This window comes from Microbacterium sp. R1, assembly GCF_015159725.1.
GTDB lineage: Bacteria > Actinomycetota > Actinomycetes > Actinomycetales > Microbacteriaceae > Microbacterium > Microbacterium oxydans.
Genome location: NZ_JADDUD010000005.1, coordinates 134,348 through 149,906, shown reverse-complemented (window position 1 = coordinate 149,906; position 15,559 = coordinate 134,348). Strand labels below are relative to the sequence as shown.

12 protein-coding genes and 1 tRNA gene are annotated in these 15,559 nt (G+C 69.2%); 7 read left to right on the top strand and 6 right to left on the bottom strand.

The window, feature by feature from the left end; genetic code table 11:
• Positions 1 to 6: 6 nt before the first annotated feature.
• Entirely contained in the window at positions 7 to 501 is a 495-nt protein-coding gene (locus ILP86_RS17600; RefSeq protein WP_029260528.1) for a MarR family winged helix-turn-helix transcriptional regulator, read from the bottom strand.
• A gap of 30 nt (positions 502 to 531) precedes the next feature.
• Complete coding sequence (locus ILP86_RS17595) at positions 532 to 1,005, bottom strand: GNAT family N-acetyltransferase (protein ID WP_058632447.1); 474 nt, start codon at positions 1,003 to 1,005, stop codon at positions 532 to 534.
• Between the two features lie 112 nt (positions 1,006 to 1,117).
• Here ILP86_RS17595 and ILP86_RS17590 point away from each other — a divergent pair.
• The 6 genes from ILP86_RS17590 to ILP86_RS17565 all read left to right on the top strand — a co-directional run bounded on the left by ILP86_RS17590 (position 1,118) and on the right by ILP86_RS17565 (position 6,689).
• Positions 1,118 to 1,189, top strand: a tRNA-Gln gene (locus ILP86_RS17590).
• 1 nt (position 1,190) lies between these two features.
• On the top strand, positions 1,191 to 2,621 hold the full coding sequence (glmU, locus tag ILP86_RS17585) for a bifunctional UDP-N-acetylglucosamine diphosphorylase/glucosamine-1-phosphate N-acetyltransferase GlmU (RefSeq protein ID WP_113681297.1): 1,431 nt from the start codon (positions 1,191 to 1,193) through the stop codon (positions 2,619 to 2,621).
• Between the two features lie 6 nt (positions 2,622 to 2,627).
• Positions 2,628 to 3,662, top strand: coding sequence for a ribose-phosphate diphosphokinase (locus tag ILP86_RS17580; RefSeq protein ID WP_046748908.1), 1,035 nt, complete (start codon positions 2,628 to 2,630; stop codon positions 3,660 to 3,662).
• A gap of 88 nt (positions 3,663 to 3,750) precedes the next feature.
• Positions 3,751 to 4,224, top strand: a complete 474-nt coding sequence (locus tag ILP86_RS17575) for an FMN-binding protein (RefSeq protein ID WP_046748909.1) — start codon at positions 3,751 to 3,753, stop codon at positions 4,222 to 4,224.
• 15 nt (positions 4,225 to 4,239) lie between these two features.
• Positions 4,240 to 5,118: an FAD:protein FMN transferase gene (locus ILP86_RS17570; protein WP_061017224.1), complete on the top strand. Its 879-nt coding sequence runs from the start codon at positions 4,240 to 4,242 to the stop codon at positions 5,116 to 5,118.
• On the top strand, positions 5,115 to 6,689 hold the full coding sequence (locus ILP86_RS17565) for a flavodoxin reductase (RefSeq protein WP_113681295.1): 1,575 nt from the start codon (positions 5,115 to 5,117) through the stop codon (positions 6,687 to 6,689). The genes ILP86_RS17570 and ILP86_RS17565 overlap by 4 nt, the downstream gene beginning before the upstream one ends.
• Before the next feature lie 115 nt (positions 6,690 to 6,804).
• On the opposite strand, the gene ILP86_RS17560 is transcribed toward ILP86_RS17565, so the two are convergent.
• From ILP86_RS17560 to ILP86_RS17550, 3 genes are all read right to left on the bottom strand, one after another.
• Positions 6,805 to 8,307, bottom strand: coding sequence for a cell wall metabolism sensor histidine kinase WalK (locus ILP86_RS17560; protein ID WP_113681294.1), 1,503 nt, complete (start codon positions 8,305 to 8,307; stop codon positions 6,805 to 6,807).
• Positions 8,308 to 8,333: 26 nt separating this feature from the next.
• A complete protein-coding gene (locus tag ILP86_RS17555; protein ID WP_045262204.1) occupies positions 8,334 to 9,062 on the bottom strand; it encodes a response regulator transcription factor in 729 nt (242 codons plus the stop codon).
• A gap of 79 nt (positions 9,063 to 9,141) precedes the next feature.
• Positions 9,142 to 10,119, bottom strand: a complete 978-nt coding sequence (locus ILP86_RS17550) for an acetylxylan esterase (RefSeq protein ID WP_308431971.1) — start codon at positions 10,117 to 10,119, stop codon at positions 9,142 to 9,144.
• A 124-nt stretch (positions 10,120 to 10,243) separates the two neighbouring features.
• Here ILP86_RS17550 and ILP86_RS17545 point away from each other — a divergent pair, with 124 nt between their 5' ends.
• Positions 10,244 to 14,254: a hypothetical protein gene (locus ILP86_RS17545; RefSeq protein WP_193762551.1), complete on the top strand. Its 4,011-nt coding sequence runs from the start codon at positions 10,244 to 10,246 to the stop codon at positions 14,252 to 14,254.
• 81 nt (positions 14,255 to 14,335) lie between these two features.
• Here ILP86_RS17545 and ILP86_RS17540 read toward each other — a convergent pair whose 3' ends face one another.
• Positions 14,336 to 15,496: a mandelate racemase/muconate lactonizing enzyme family protein gene (locus tag ILP86_RS17540; protein ID WP_193762550.1), complete on the bottom strand. Its 1,161-nt coding sequence runs from the start codon at positions 15,494 to 15,496 to the stop codon at positions 14,336 to 14,338.
• Positions 15,497 to 15,559: the final 63 nt, after the last annotated feature.

Sequence of the window (15,559 nt, the reverse complement as noted above, 5' to 3'; positions counted from 1 at the left end):
GGCCGGTCACGAGTCGAAGCTCAGGCTCAGCTTGCGCAGCAGCCCCGCGAGGCGGTCGCGGTCGGAGCGGGAGAGCGCCTGCAGCAGATCGGCCTCCACATCCACCAGACGCGTGATGGCGGCGTCCACGCGGATGCGCCCGTCATCGGTGAGCGTCACCAGCACGCTGCGACCGTCGCCTGGGTCGGCCTCGCGCCGCACGAACCGACGCCCGACCAGGCGATCGATCCGGTTGGTCATGGTGCCGCTCGAGACCAGGGTCTGCTGGAGCAGTTGCTTGGGGGAGAGTTGGAACGGCGCCCCCGCTCTCCGCAGCGCGGAGAGCACGTCCCACTCCCAGTGCTCCAGATCGCTCCGTCGGAACACATCGCGGCGGGCGCGATCGAGGTGCCGCGACAACCGGTCCATCCGTGACAGGACCTCGAGCGGGGAGAAGTCGAGGTCGGGACGCTGGGTGTTCCACGCGCCGACGATCCGGTCGACCTCATCCACCTCGCTCATCCGCCCATTATCGCGCGCGCGGCGACGAGATCAGGACGCGGTCGGGAGCGTGACCGTCATGAACGTGCTGTACGGATCGAGCGCGTAGCCGCCGAACGGGCCGCACTCGCGGAATCCCGCCGCGGCGTACAGCGCACGTGCCGGGATGAAGAAGTCCGCGCTCCCGGTCTCGAGCGAGAGGCGGCTGATGCCCCTGGACTCGGCGTCCGCCAGGAGGAACGCGAGCATGGCGCGGCCGAGGCCCTGTCCGCGCAGGGCGGGGTCCGTGCGCATCGACTTGATCTCCTCGTGTCCCTCCTCGACAGTCGCCAGGGCACCGGTGGCCACGGGGGCATCGTCGAGGTGCGCGGCGAAGAGCCGCACTCCCGGAGCCAGCAACCGCTCGAACACCAGGGCGTGGCGGCTCTCCGCAGGAGCGGTGTGCTCCAACTCCGCATGGTGGGCGACCAGGAACTCGGCCAGGGCGGGGCTCGCGGCCTGCACCCGTTCGATCACGATGCTCATGTCGCCAGCATTGCAGATCGGTATTTCACGCGGATGACGGGCCGCGGTGTCAGCGGAACCGGGGCCGGAGCATGGCAGACTTGTCCCCGCGGTGCCTTCATGGGCGGCGCGGTCCGCCGTGGTGTAATGGCAGCACGACAGCCTTTGGAGCTGTGAGGTCTAGGTTCGAGTCCTGGCGGCGGAGCATGACTGGGAACAATCTCGCGATCATCGTCCTCGCCGCAGGGCAGGGCACTCGCATGAAGTCGCGTCTGCCGAAGGTGCTGCACCCGATCAGCGGACGTCCACTCGTCGGGCACGTGCTCACCACAGCGCAGCGGTTGCAGGCGACGCACGTCGAGGTCGTCGTGCGGCATGAGCGGGACCAGGTGGTGGCCGCCCTCGCCGCCGATTATCCCGACGCGGTCTTCGTCGACCAGGACGACATCCCCGGAACGGGTCGTGCGGTGCAGGTGGCCGTCGATGCGCTGCCCGCCGACTTCGAGGGCGACGTGCTCGTGCTCTCCGGCGACTGCCCCCTCGCCGATGCCGGCACCCTCTCGGCCTTCCTCGCTGAGCACCGGGCGTCCGGGGCGCCTGCCACACTCATGACCGCGCTGGTGGAGGATCCCACCGGCTACGGTCGCGTGGTGCGCGATGCCGATGGCGGGGTCGACCGCATCGTGGAGCAGAAGGATGCGAGCCCGGAAGAGGCGGCCGTCCGTGAGATCAACGCCGGTATGTACGTGTTCCGCGCCGCGACGCTGCGTACCTACCTGCCGCAGCTGAGCCTCGACAACGCTCAGCGCGAGATGTACCTGACCGACGTGCCTGGACTGCTCCGCCGCGATGGCGACCGCGTCGCGGCGTCGGTCGTGTCGGATGTCACGGTCACCTACGGCGTGAACGACCGCACGCAGCTCGCGCTCGTCGGGCGCCTGCTCAACCAGCGGATCGTGCGCCGGTGGCAGCTCGAGGGCGTCACCGTGATCGACCCCGCCACCACGTGGATCGACGACGACGCGACACTCTCGCCCGACGTCACGATCCTCCCGAACACGCAGATCCTGCGGGCAACGGCCATCGCCTCCGGAGCTGTCATCGGCCCCGATACGACGCTCGTGGACTGCGAGGTCGGTGAGGATGCGGTCGTCCGCCGCACGGATGCGACGCTGGCCGTCATCGGCGCCGAGGCGACGGTCGGTCCGTTCTCCTTCCTCCGCCCCGGCACTGTGCTGGGCGCCAAGGGCAAGATCGGCGCGTACGTCGAGACCAAGAACGCCGAGATCGGCGAGGGCAGCAAGGTGCCGCACCTGTCGTACGTGGGCGATGCGACGATCGGTCGCGGAGTGAACCTCGGTGCGAGCACGATCACCGCCAACTACGACGACGTGAACAAGCACCGCACCGAGATCGGCGACGAGGTGCACACCGGGTCGCACACGGTGCTCGTCGCGCCCGTTAGGCTGGGAGCCGGTGCGAAGACCGGTGCAGGCGCCGTCGTCCGCAAGGACGTCCCCGCCGGCGCTCTGGCCATGAGCGTCGCTCCCCAGCGCAACATCGAGGGCTGGGTCGAGAAGAACAGAGCAGGGACGGGCGCGGCGGATGCTGCGTCCCGGGAGAATTCGGCGGAATAGGCGGACATGGCGCGCAAGAAGAAGACGGTCGATCTGGATCGCGACAACGGCGTGGCCCCCGGGATCATCGCCAAGACCAAGAAGCGGCTCGTCGTCGCCGGCGGTCGTTCGCACCCTGCCCTCACGGCGGCGGTCGCCGAGGCGCTGGGCACCGAGATCGCCCCGGTCGAGCACCGCACGTTCGCATCGGGTGAGATCTACGCGCGCTTCGAGGTCTCCATCCGTGGAGTGGATCTCTTCCTGATCCAGACGTTCGGCGAGCCGGTCAACGAGTGGCTCATGGAGACTCTCATCATGATCGACGCGGCCAAGCGCGCGTCGGCGAAGCGCATCACCGTCGTCGCGCCGTACTATCCGTATTCGCGTCAGGACAAGAAGGGTCGCGGTCGCGAGCCGATCAGCGCCCGTCTCGTGGCCGACCTGCTGAAGACCGCCGGTGCCGACCGCGTCATGAGCGTCGACCTGCACGCAGCCCAGATCCAGGGCTTCTTCGACGGTCCCGTCGACCACCTGTTCGCCAAGCCCGTGCTGCTCGACTACTTCGAGCGCACCCTCTCGCCGGAGGACCGCGAGATCCTCACGGTGGTATCGCCCGACATGGGCCGCGTGCGCGTGGCCGACACGTGGTCGGACAGCCTCGGCGCTCCGCTCGCGATCATCCACAAGCGTCGCGACCCGAAGGTCGCCAACCAGGTCTCGGTGCACGAGATCGTCGGTGCCGTCGAGGGACGCACCTGCCTCCTCGTCGACGACATGATCGACACCGGTGGCACGATCGTCAAGGCTGCGCAGGCTCTCAAGGCGAACGGGGCGCACCGCGTGATCGTCGCCGCGACCCACGCGATCTTCAGCGACCCGGCGTCGGATCGTTTGCAGGACTCGTCCATCGACGAGGTCGTCATCACCGACACGATCCCGCTCACCGAGTCGCGCCAGTGGGACAAGCTCACCATCCTCCCGATCGCCCCGCTCCTGGCCCGCGCGATCCATGAGGTGTTCGAGGACGGCTCCGTCACCAGCATGTTCGGCGGAGACGCGTAACACGTTACGTCAGCCCGTTCATAGGCGCGATGCCTAGCGTGAGGGGGTCGACGACCACGTCGACCGACACCGAGCCGGGAGGACCACCATGATCCGCACGACCGTACCGACCTCTGTCCGCAAGGGATCCGCACTCCTCGGGATCGCAGGTCTCTTCGTCCTCGCCGGATGCTCCGGCGCTGCCGATGCCGAGGGCTCTTCCGGAGCCGACAGCACTCCCGATACGGGTGCCTCCGCATCGTCTTCGGGAGGTGACGCCACGGCGACCTACACCGACGGCACCTACACGGCCGAGGGCTCGTACCAGACCCCCGAGACGGTGGAGAAGATCTCCGTCACGCTGACGCTCGCCGACGGCGTCGTCACCGATGTCGAGGTCACGGGTGATCCGCAGGCGCCCGAGAGCAAGCGCTACCAGGGCGAGTTCATCGACGGCATCGCCGCCGAGGTCGACGGCAAGCCGATCGACGAGCTGAACGTCACCCGTGTCGCGGGCTCGTCGCTCACCAGCGGCGGATTCAACGACGCCGTCGAGTCGATCAAGGAGCAGGCTGCCGCGTAGGCGCCTGAAAGCCGCATGGCCACCTGGAGCTTCGAGGCCATCGGAACGCACTGGGAGATCGAGACGACCGACCCGCTCCCGGCTGCCGCGAAGGCGGCGGTGACGGCGGAGATCGAGCGCTTCGACCGCGAATGGTCCCGGTTCCGTGCAGACTCCGAGGTCGTGCGCCTCGGGAGACTCGGTGGCGTTCTCGCCTCCGCCGACGCCGCCCCCATGCTCGACGCGTATCGCGAGCTCTCCGCGGCGACCGCCGGTGCGGTGAACCCCCTCGTCGCCGCGAGCCTGGATGCGCTCGGCTATGACGCGGCCTACACGCTGATCGCCGGGCAGCCGCTCCCGGCGCCGGAAGAGTGGGATCGGCATCTCTCATGGGATGGTGGCGAGGTCAGGGCTTCGGCTCCGGCTCTGCTCGACGTCGGCGCCCTCGGGAAGGGTCGCCTCGTCGATCTCGTGTCCACGGTGCTGGAGCGTGTGCCCGGCGATCTCGTGATCGATGCCGGTGGCGACATCCGGGTGCGCGGGGCCGGTGTGCGCATCGCCCTCGAGCACCCCTATGACGCGACGAAGGCGATCGGCGTCATCGAGGTGAAGGACCAGGCCCTGTGCGCCTCGGCCATCAACCGTCGGGCGTGGGGGAGCGGGCTCCACCACGTCCTGGATGCGCGCACCGGCACCCCGGTGCGCACCTGGGCGGCGACCTGGGCCGTGGCGCCCCACGCTATGAGGGCCGACGCTGTGGCGACCGCCCTCTTCTTCGACGGCGGCCCTGAGATCGCTGCGGCCTGGGGAACCGAGTGGGTGCGGATGAGCACCGACGGACGGGTGCAGCGTTCCCCCGGATTTCCGGCCGAACTGTTCCTCACCGTCCAGAACCAGGGAAGAGTGGAATCGTGATCACCTCATTCACCGCTGCGCGTCAGCGGGTCCTGGCCGTGCTGGGCTCGCTGTCGATGTACCGTCTGGTCCTGTTCGCGCTGATCGCCCTCGCCGTCATCGCCTTCGTGCTCTCGCTGTTCGGCGTCATCGTCTCGCCGACCCCGCTCGAGCTCGTGGCGTCCTTCCTCGTGCTCGCGCTCGTCATCTCGGTCGTCGACGCTGTCGCGCAGCGCATCCTGCGGCTGCCCTGGCGCATCGAATCCTCGGTCGTGACCGCCCTCATCCTGTTGTTCGTGCTCCGCCCCGGCGTCGAGCCGAGTGCACTCGTCGGCCTCGCGATCGCCGGTGCCGTCGCGAGCGTGTCGAAGTATCTGATCGCCTGGCGGGGCCGGCACATCTTCAACCCGGCCGCGTTCGGCGCCGCCGTCGTCTCGATCCTCGGGGCGTTCGGGGCCTTCGAGTGGTTGGGCACCTCGTCGGCGTGGTGGGTGGGCACGCCCGTGCTCACGATCCCGGTCGCGGTGCTCGGTCTCCTGGTGCTGTGGCGCACCGAGAAGATCCGCGTCGTGCTGGTGTTCCTGATCGTCGCGGTCGCCACCTCCGTGGTGCGGCAGGCAGTCCAGGCCGTGGAGTTCGATGTCGCCTTCGACGTCGTGACAGCCCTGCAGTTCGCCGTGCTGCAGTCGCCGTTCCTCTTCCTCGGGGCCTTCATGCTCTCGGAGCCGCTCACTCTTCCGCCGCGGCGTCGGCAGCAGCTCGTGGTGGCCGTCGTCGTCGGTCTGCTCGCGGGGTGGCCCCTCTCCGTGGCCGGCCTGTTCACCCTCGGACAGGAGCGCGCGCTGCTCATCGGCAACCTGGTCGCGTTCGCCTTCGCACTGCGCGGGTCGGTGCGGCTCGTGCTCGAACGGCGTCAGTTCGTCACCCCGACCGCGCAGGAGCTGACTTTCCGCGCCAAGGGCCGTGTGCGTTTCCTCCCTGGTCAGTATCTCGAGCTCGACGTGCCGCACCACCGCCCCGACGCGCGCGGCACCCGCCGGGAGTTCAGCATCGTGTCGGCGCCGGCCGACCTGCCCATGCTGCGCATCGCCTACAAGAACGGCGACCAGAAGCACCCCTCCAGCTACAAGCGGGCTCTCGCGGCCGCCGAGCCGGGGGCGACCTTCGCCGTGACCGGGACCTGGGGCGACTTCATCCTGCCGCGGGGCGAACAGCCGGTGCTCATGGTGGCGGCAGGTATCGGCGTGACGCCTTTCGTGTCGCAGCTGCGGCAGTTGCAGGCGACCGGGCAACGGCGCGACGTGGTGCTGATCTACGTCGCCGCAGACGCCTCGGAGCTCGCGTTCCGCGACGAGCTGGCCGAGACAGGCGTGCGCACCGTCGTGTTCACGCGCGACGAGCCGGCCGCCCTGCCCTCGCACTGGTCCTGGGCTCAGGGGGCGCGTCTGGACGCCGATACCCTCGAGCGTGCCGTTGCCGATCTGGCCGCGCGCCACGCGTTCATCTCGGGACCACCCCGCCTGATCGCCGATCTCGCGCCCGCACTGCAGAAGGCCCGCAGCCTCACCACGGACGCCTTCGCCGGCTACTGATCCCGCCGGCGCAGGAATCCTCTCGCGCGCGGCTCAGCATCGTGGTGGGCTCAGTGTCGTGGCGGGCTCAGTATGGTGGTGGGCGCTGTGCTCGTGGCGGGCGCTGTGCTGCGGGTCAGGCGTCCGTAGCGGCGGTGTCGGGGGAGGCCGCCGGATTCGTCGGGATGCGGACGCTGAAGGTGGTGTTCCCTGGCTCGCTGTCCACCGTGATGGAGCCGTGGTGGCCCTCGACGATGGCCTTTACGATCGCGAGGCCGAGCCCTGTCCCGCCGGTCTGGCGCGCACGGGAGCTGTCTCCGCGGGCGAAGCGGGCGAACAGCTCGTCTCGGATGGCCGGATCGATCCCCGGACCGTCGTCGTGCACGCGCAGCACCGCCTCATCGCCCTCCTGCGCGACGCTCAGTGTCACCGTCGTGCCGGCCGGCGTGTGCGTGCGGGCGTTCGCGAGCAGGTTGGCCACGACCTGGTGCATGCGTCCCGCATCTCCCAGGATCGTGACGGGCTCGTCGGGCACGTCGATCTTCCAGTGGTGGTCCACGGCCGTGGGGCGCGCATCCGACAGCCCTTCCAGCGCCAGCTGGGTGAGGTCGACTGTGCCGTAGACGAGCTCCCGGCCTTCGTCGAGGCGGGCGAGCAGCAGCAGGTCCTCGACGAGCCTGGTCATCCGCAGCGACTGCGCCTGGATGCGCTCGAGCGAAGAGGTGGTGCTCTCGATGACCTCCGGTCGCTCGGACGGTTCCTTCGTCTGGCGGAGAGCTCGCAGCGAGAGCTCGGAGTAGCCGCGGATCGAGGCGAGCGGTGTGCGCAGCTCGTGGCTGGCATCGGCGACGAACCGCCGCATCCGCTCCTCGTTCTTCTGCCGGGACGCGAGCGAGGTGTTCACGTGATCGAGGAGCTTGTTCAACGACGCCCCGACCAGCCCGGTCTCGGTGCGCGGATCGGCCTCGGAGGCGGGGACGCGCTCCGTGATGGTCACCTCGCCGCGATCGAGCTGCTGGTTGGCGACCCTGGTCGCGGTGGTCGCGACGGCGCGCAGCGGGCGCAGGCTCACGCGGATCGTGATCGCCGTGGTGAGGGCCAGCAGGATCAGGCCGCCGATCGTGGCGAGCGCGATCACCGTGAGGAGCTGCGTGAGCTGGTTCTGGATCTCGTCACGGGGGAGGCCGGTCACCACGATGACCCCGTTGTTCGTCGGCAGCGCCATCACCCGGTACGAGCCCACGTCGCTGATGGAGACTGAGGCGACCGATGAGTCCTTCAGCGCGCCGGCGATCTCCGCCAGCTGGGCCCCGCTGAGGGTCTGCAGCGACCCGGCGAGGGGGTCGCCGTCCGTGGTCTTGGCGACGACGCCGCTGAAGCCGGTCACGGGGCTCGAGACCACGAAGAGCACACCCACCGGCGGTGCGGAGCTGTTCGCGAGCACGTTCTGCGCGGTGGCGGACGACGGGGGGAACGCCTCGGTCACCCGGACGAGCTGGTGCGCATTATTGGAGAGCTTCTGGTCGAGCTGATCCTCCATGGTCTTGCCCAGCGTCGCGCTGGTGATGATGGCGACGATGATGAGGATCAGCGAGACGAACCCGATCACGGCGGTCATCAGCCGTGTCTGCAGGCTCATCGGCCGTCTCATCGTCGTCGCCGAGCTCACTGAGGGGCCTTGATCATGTAGCCGACGCCGCGGACGGTGTGCAGCAGCGGCGTGCGTCCGGCGTCGATCTTCTTGCGCAGGTACGAGATGTACAGCTCGACGACCGATGACTTGCCGCCGAAGTCGTAGCTCCACACCCGGTCGAGGATCTGCGCCTTCGAGAGCACCCGGCGCTCGTTGCGCATCAGGTAGCGCAACAGCTCGAACTCGGTCGCGGTGAGCTCGATCTCGGTGCCGTCGCGCACGACCTCGTGGCTGTCCTCGTTGAGGGTGAGGTCGGCGACGCGCAGGATCGACTGGCCGTCGTCAGCGGTGGCGTGGCCGGTGCGGCGGATGATCGCCCGCAGGCGCGCGATCACCTCTTCCAGGCTGAAGGGCTTGGTGACGTAGTCGTCGCCGCCGGCGGTGAGTCCTGCGACGCGGTCGCCCACGGCGTCCTTGGCGGTGAGGAAGAGCACGGGGACGAGGTTGCCGGCATCCCGGAGCCGCTTGAGCACCGACATGCCGTCGAGGTCGGGCATCATGATGTCGAGCACGAGGGCATCGGGTTCGAACTCGCGCGCGACCTGGAGGGCCTCCATGCCGGAGGAGGCGGTGCGCACCTCCCAGCCCTCCATGCGCAGGGCCATCGCGAGCAGGTCGGTCAGCATCTGCTCGTCGTCGACGGCGAGGATGCGCAGGGGGGAGCCGTCGGGGCGGCGCAGTTCGGGCAGGTCGCTGGTCATGTCCCTATTCTGCGGAATCTCCTATGCGATTTCTATGGAGAACGCTATGCATTTTCTGAGAAGCGGTCCGTCGGGGTGTTCAGATCAGACGGTCGTCGGGCAGTGCGAGGAAGTCGATGCCGTCCTGCAGCGCGAGTCGGTCCGACAGCTCGCCGACCGTTCTGGGGAGGTGGCCCGCCGCCCGCACGCCGAGGCGCTTCGGGCCGGAGACGGCGTGGTAGACCGCGAACTGCCCGCGCGGATCGACGGCGGGGTCGAGCACGGCCGCGCTCACGTGCACGGGCAGCCGCAGCCGCCGCGCCGCGATCGCCGCGTCGAAGTAGTCGAGCACTGTCCGGACCTCCGGGTGCTCGCGGAGGTGCAGGCGCACGGCCTCACCACTCCCGGTGCATCTCCGTGACAGGCGCACGTCATGGTTGCCGAAGCTCGGGACATCGAGCGCGGCGCGACGGAACCGCCCGTCCCACGGCAGGGCGAGCGCGCCGATGCCGCCGCCGAAGCTACCGCCGCTGAAGTCGAGCGCTCCCGCTGCGGATGGGGCCATCTCGAGGAGCACGGTCGCCGCTCGCCAGATGTCGGCGGCGCTGAAGCGGTGCGAGTAGGTGTCGCGGTGTTCGATCCCTGCCAGCACGTGCTCGTCGGGCGATGCGGGGAACCGGCTGCTCGTGCCGATATGGGTTCCGGGGGCGACCGGGAAGATCGCGGCGGTGTCGGAGGCGACGCGTTCGATGTCGGGGCCGGTGCGACCGCCGTAACCGTGGCCGACGACGAGGCCGCGGCGGGTCACGTCGGCAGCGTGCGGAAGCATCACGTACGCGACGGCCGCCTCATCGGCGGAGGAGTGGAAGCGGATCTCGGCGATGCGATGCGTCGGGGTCTCAGGGTGCTCCTGGGTCACCTCCCATGCCACGGCGCCCGTGCCGAACTCCTCGAAGGAGGCCCTCCAGAAGTCGTCGAAATCCGACGGTTCCACGGGGGGATCGAGCGGAGTCAGGAGCGTGCTCAGCGAGTACTCCGTCATCTCCTCAGGCGGGGTCTCGGGCGGGGTGTACGTCACCGCGTGCATCCTTTCGGGTGGGCTGCCTCGTCGACGCTACCGGTGTCGACAAGGCATGTGGGCTCGGGTGATCGGTGCGGCGCATGCATTGACATCATCGCATAGGGATTGCAGTATGTGCATCATGGATGCAACTCCTGGCGACGGTGCCGAACACAATCCCCTGATGTGGAGCCGACGCTCCGTGCTGCGAATGCTCGTGATCGCCGGCGTGCTCCCCCCGGTGCTCGGCTCGCCGGGCGGCATGGCCCCCGCGGCGGCCACCGAACTCACCACCGCCAGCGGGGTGTATGCCGATGCTCTGCGGCGACTGGACAAACCGAACCTCGCCTTCACGCAGGTCGCTCAGCTGGTGGGACAGAACCATCGCATGACCTTCCTGCAGGCGACGTGGGACGGCGGCGCGACGATCGTGCGCGACCTCGAGGTCAAGCACAACGGCGGATGGCTGCAGATCACCGACCCCGCCCACCGCTTCGACGAGCAGTGGCTCGTGCTGGAGGGCACGCTGCCGGCCGGGAGCGCTCCGGAGCTGTACGGCCCGCTCGCGCCGAGCTGGCTTGGGTTCACCTCGTTCCAGGTGCTCGGGCCGCAGTCGATCGAACTGACCACCAGCACAGACGACGTCGACCTGGTGGTCCGCTGGCGGCTGGAGGGCGCGCAGCCCGAGGCGCACTACGTGCTCACGGCCAAGACCGCAGGCGACTACATCGTCGGCTACCAGAGCCAGGACACCCGGTCGATCGATGACCTCGATGAGGTGCTCTGCGGGTCCTATCAGCACGCCCTCTCGGTGCTCGACGGCTCGGCGCCGCTGGGGGCGTGGGAGCTCTTCGCACCGATGGCGCTGACGCAGTACGCGATCGGCGACGTCGCCGTCACCTCGGGTGTCTATCTGCCGTCGGAGGTCGCCGAGTTCGTGCACGAGCGGCAGCTGATGTCGGACCGACAGCCGTACGGCATGAGTCTGCGCAACGACAGCCTCGACATCGTGCCGTCCATGTACGCACCCCAGCCGGGGCTGCGGACGGCGATGACGGTCGGTCAGCAGCGCGGGTTCGCCTTCGGCCTCGCCGCGCGCGCCGACACGCTGTACGGCACCTACACGCAGCTGTGCCGCAACGAATACGGCCTCACGGCGTACCGGCACAACGTCTACGACCGGTCGCTCACCGACGCCGTGCACGCCATGGCGGAGCTGATCGCCGTCGAGCCCAGCGGCGACGACTCCATCGACTACGTGCCGTCGTACTCGGGGTGGTGGAACCGTGCCAAGGGGTTCGTCGACGTCGAGAACGAGGATGCCGTCCGCGCGGCGGCGAGCGGTGTCGTGCTCTCCGCGCACTACCTGACGGGGACCGCGGACAGCACCCTCTACGACCGCCGTGCCAGGCCGCTCGTCGAGTATCAGCTCTCCCGCAAGGGCATCGGGCATACGCCGATGATCGGCAGCCCGGTCTACAACGACAAGACGCAGTACCGGATCGGTCGCATCCCCACCGACGCCGTGAACCTCGCGTCGCTGTATCAGCTCACCCACGGGCGCAACGCCGGCATCCAGCGGCTCGCGGTGCAGGCGACCAAAGCGGGTGTGGCCGGGCAGAGCAGAGCCCCGTTCTCGAACGCGCTGGCGACCTACCGGGTGACGGGGGATCCGGCCTATCTCACGGAAGCCACCCTGATCGCGCGGCGGTACTCGCAGGAGCAGATCCTGACGCCCTATCGCAGCAACGGTCAGCCGCCCGGCGGCTTCGCCTACAGCTTCTCGAAGTACTGGGTCGACCTGCTGGAGATGTTCGAGGCCACGGGGGAGTCCGAGTTCCTCGACGGCGCGTACCGCGAGGTGCAGCGCTTCATCACGCAGACGGCCGTGCGCCCGGTGCCGGACACGACGGTCACGGTGCCGGTCGGTTCCGTGATCAGGCAGCAGTACGACTGGGAGTCGCGCTCGTCCCTCCCGTCGTATCCCACCACCGACGTGCCGACCGAGACGGTGCCGGCCTGGTACGTGTCCCCGTCGGGGCTCACGTTCGAGGCATTGTCGTCGTTCAAGCTCGGTGTCAGCACGCTGACGAACCCGGGTGGCGGCTACGTGTTCAACCCGTGCTGGGCCGGAGCACTGCTGCGCCTGGCACACCACACCGGAGACGAGCTGCTCGCCGACATCGCGCACAACATGGTGATCGGTCGCTTCACCACGTACCCCGGTTACTACGGGCGGCAGTTCCAGGTCGCGCACATGAAACCCGACTTCGCGACAAGCGGCCCGGTGGGCATCACGGGGTACTACTTCCACCACGCACCGGCCCAGCTCGGACTCGCGATGGACTACCTGATCAGCGAGAGCTTCTATCGGAGCGCGGGGGCGATCGAGTTCCCGCACGTGTTCGAGGCCGATTTCGCGTACTTCAAGTTCTTCGCCTACGGCCATGCCCCGGGAACGTTCTTCGGTGAAGACGGGGTCTGGCCGTACCTTCCCGCGGGGCTCATCGCGGTCGACAACGCTCTGGTCAACTGGATCGGCGGTGTCGGCAACGGCGCCCTGTACATCAGCCTGACCAACTCCGCCGGGACCGCGCAGCAGGTGGTCGTCGACCTCTCCAGCGACCTCACCGGGGTGCCTCGCAACTCCTCGACGCCCGTGGAGCTGGTGACGGCGAACGGCACTCGATCGACCGGGGCGGCGAGCAGCGGACGGGTCACCGTGACGGTCCCCGCGCGCGGGCTGGTGGCCCTCGTGGTGCGCGACGTCGACGTGCAGCGTCCCGAACTGCCGTTCGACGACATCGTCGATCACGGGCCGGACAGCTTCCACGAGGTCGATTCCGACCCGGCGACCGAGTACGGCGTCGCGCGAGGGATGCTCCTGGTGCGCCCCGACGGTCAGGGGTACGACGCGTACGTGCAGATCGACACGGAACAGCAGGCGACGCTGTCGTACCGGATCGGCGGGAACGCGGTGCAGCAGGCGCCCCAGAAGGCGTACCCGTTCGAATGGACGATCCCGGTCGACGACCCGACCGACACCTTCCGGTACACGATCACCTCCGGCGGAGTGACCACGCCCGAGGTCACGCTGAAGCTGCCCGCACGGATCAGCGGTGCGAACCCGGGTCTCGCGGGAGATGTCATCGCGCAGGCGACGGGTACCGCCGGCGACCGTGTGCCGCTGACGATCGAAGTGCGCAACGCGACGGACGACCCGATCACCGGCACGGTCGCGATCACACTCCCGTCCGGGTGGCAGCTCGACGGCGCGGTCCCGGCCGTCTCCGTCCCGGCGCAGGGCTCAGCCCGCGTGGAATCGGCCGCGGTGATCGCCACCGCCGCACCGCTCGGTGAGGTCGAGGTGAAGGCGAAGCTCACGGTCACGGGCGAGGACCCCGTCACGCTCAGACCGGCCGCGATCGAGGTGATCGACCGGCGCCGACTGGTGTCGCTCACCTCCGATGTCGAGATCGTGAGCGGGCCGGGCGCCGTCGCGAAGCTGACCGCACTCGTCATCAACACCGGGGTGACGCCCCTGCAGGGCACGCTCGCCCTCTACGGCCTCACGGGGTGGAGCGTCGGACAGCAGAGCACGACGATCACCGTGCCACCGCGATCGGATCTGACCCATACCTGGACGGTGACGGCCGGCTCCGGTGTCGCACCCGGATCGTCGACGCGCTTCGAGGCACGCCTCGATCAGAGCCTCAGGAGGGGAGTGCTCGTGCGCGTCGCCGACGAGGGCGTGATCGCCCACACGCAGTCGCCGTGGCCGGGGTACCTCGAGGCGGGGAACTGGTACCCCAGCGGACTCTCCGGCTGGAACGGCACCCGCACGCGGTACAGCGATTCCGACTCGGTGGGCAGCACTGTGACGTGGAACGTCGACCTCCCGCAGGCAGGGCTCTACCGTGTCTCGGTCTGGTACCCGACGAACCCCACGACCACGACGTCGGCGGCCTACGTCGTGGAGCATCAGAACGGCAGCTCCGAGGTGATCGTGGACCAGACCCAGGGCGCAGCCGCCTGGCGCTCGCTGGGCTCGTTCCGCTACGCGGCCGGTGCGACGGGCACGGTGCGACTCGAGGTGCGCAACACCAGCATCCACCGGGTCAGCGCCGCGCAGTTCGTCCGTATCGGCGACTGACTCCCCGGTTCGAATCGCGCAAATGGTCGCATCCGCCAGGCGGATGCGACCATTTGCGCGATTCTGAGGAGAGTTGACGACTCAGTGGCGCACGTACTCCTTGATCGCGTCCTCGTCGACCGCGACGCCGAGGCCCGGGCCGGTCGGGACGACGAAGCCGCCGTCGGCGCGCACCTCGAGAGGCGTCGTGAGCAGACGGTTGGCGACCGGGAGCGTGAACGGCTGGTACTCGAACGCGAGGAGCGAGGCGGCGCTCGCCGCGACGTGAACGCCGGCGGCCATCGCGATGCCGAAGGCCGCCGAGTGGTGAGGGGCGACCTGCACGTGGAAGGCGTCGGCGACCGCCGAGATCGCGAGGCCCTCGGTGATGCCGGTACGGCCGATGTCGGGCTGCGTGAGGCCGACCGCGCGGCGGGTGAGCCAGTCGGTGAACTCGAAGCGGCTGCGCATCGCCTCGCCGACCGCGATCGGCGTCGCGAGCGCGGAAGCGAGGTCTCGGTGGCCCTCCACGTCTTCCGGAGCGAGTGGCGCCTCGAAGAACCAGGCCCTGCGGTCGTCGAGCTCCCGGCCGAGAGCACGGGCCTCGCCGAGGCGGTAGGTCCAGTGCGCGTCGAGCGCGACGTCGAGGTCGGGGTGAACGCCGTGGACCGCATCGTAGGTGGCGAGGTCGGTGCGGATGTCGACGCCGAGGTGCAGCTTGATGCGCCGCACGCCCCCTTCGACGAGCTCGGCCGTCTTCTCCGCGCGCTCGACGTCGTCTACGCCGCGGATGCCCGAGACGTACGTGGGCAGCACCTCGTGGAAGCGTCCGCCTGCGAGCTCCGAGACCGAGAGCCCGGTCGCGTGACCCCAGAGGTCCCACAGGGCGATGTCGACGGCTGCCATGGCGTCGGCCTGATGGCCGGTGAGGTGCCCGCGCTCGCGCATCGACTCGGTCATCCGGTGCCAGAGCGTGCGCACCGAACGCGGGTCCTCGCCGAGGATGAGCGGGGCCAGCAGGTTGTCCACGATCGCCGCGACCACGACCGGGGCGACCGGAGCGAGCGCTTCGCCCCACCCGATCAGCCCCTCGTCGGTCTCGATCTTCACCAGCAGGGTCTCGTAACCGGGGGAGTACAGGCTCCGCCACGGTGGGCGGATCACATAGCCGCGGTGGTCGACGGCGGTGTCGCCCGCGTAGGAGTTGTTCGCCTCCTCCTTCGAGAGGTAGAGGGGAAAGGTCTGGACGCGCGTGATTCTCACAGGGGTCTCCAAAGACATCGATGGGCGAGCGGTCGGCGGCTGGTGCCGCGGTCAGGGGTAGGG